The 1,028-nt window shown below is 69.6% G+C and carries 1 protein-coding gene; it reads right to left on the reverse strand.

All coding sequences use genetic code 11. The features are described from left to right. Nucleotides 1-1,028 (reverse strand): acyl-CoA carboxylase subunit beta (locus tag ABZ818_RS42890; RefSeq protein ID WP_361427804.1); only part of this gene is annotated, 1,028 nt, incomplete at both ends.

A 1,028-nucleotide genomic window follows, 5' to 3' on the forward strand; every position in this document is an offset into this window, starting at 1 on the left:
GGCTTGATCACGGCGTCGACGTAGCCGCGTTCGGCCGCGACGTAGGGGTTGAGGAGGGCGTCCTCGTACTCCTGGATCAGCCGGGCGCGGGTCGCCTCGGCGTCGCCCGCGGCCTCGGCCTCCGCGATGGTGCGGCGGTGCAGGATGTTGACCGCGCCCTGGGCGCCCATGACGGCGATCTGGGCGGTCGGCCAGGCCAGGTTGAGGTCGGCGCCCAGGTGCTTGGAGCCCATGACGTCGTAGGCGCCGCCGAAGGCCTTGCGGGTGATCACGGTGATCAGCGGGACCGTCGCCTCGGCGTAGGCGAAGATCAGCTTGGCGCCGCGGCGGATGATGCCGGTGTGTTCCTGGTCGACGCCCGGGAGGAAGCCGGGCACGTCGACGAAGGTGAGTACGGGCACGTTGAAGGCGTCGCAGGTCCGTACGAAGCGGGCGGCCTTCTCGGAGGCGTCGATGTCCAGGCAGCCGGCGAACTGCATCGGCTGGTTGGCGACGATGCCGACCGGGTGGCCCTCCACCCGCCCGAACCCGGTGAGGATGTTCGGCGCGAACAGCGGCTGGGTCTCGAAGAACTCGGCGTCGTCCAGGACGTGCTCGATCACCGTGTGCATGTCGTACGGCTGGTTCGCGCTGTCCGGGACGACCGAGTCCAGCTCCAGGTCCTCGCCGGTGACCGCCACGTCGGCCTCCTCGGGGAAGACCGGCGGCTCGGAGAGGTTGTTCGAGGGCAGGTACGACAGCAGCTGCTTGACGTACTCGATCGCGTCCTTCTCGTCCCCGGCCATGTGGTGGGCCACGCCGGAGGCGGTGTTGTGGGTGCGGGCGCCGCCCAGCTCCTCGAAGCCGACGTCCTCGCCGGTGACGGTCTTGATGACGTCGGGGCCGGTGATGAACATGTGCGAGGTCTGGTCGACCATGATCGTGAAGTCGGTGATCGCCGGCGAGTAGACCGCGCCGCCCGCGCACGGGCCCACGACCAGGCTGATCTGCGGGATCACCCCGGAGGCGTGGGTGTTGCGGCGGAAGAT

This window comes from Streptomyces sp. NPDC047453, from assembly GCF_040643155.1.
In the GTDB taxonomy this organism is placed as follows: Bacteria; Actinomycetota; Actinomycetes; order Streptomycetales; family Streptomycetaceae; genus Streptomyces.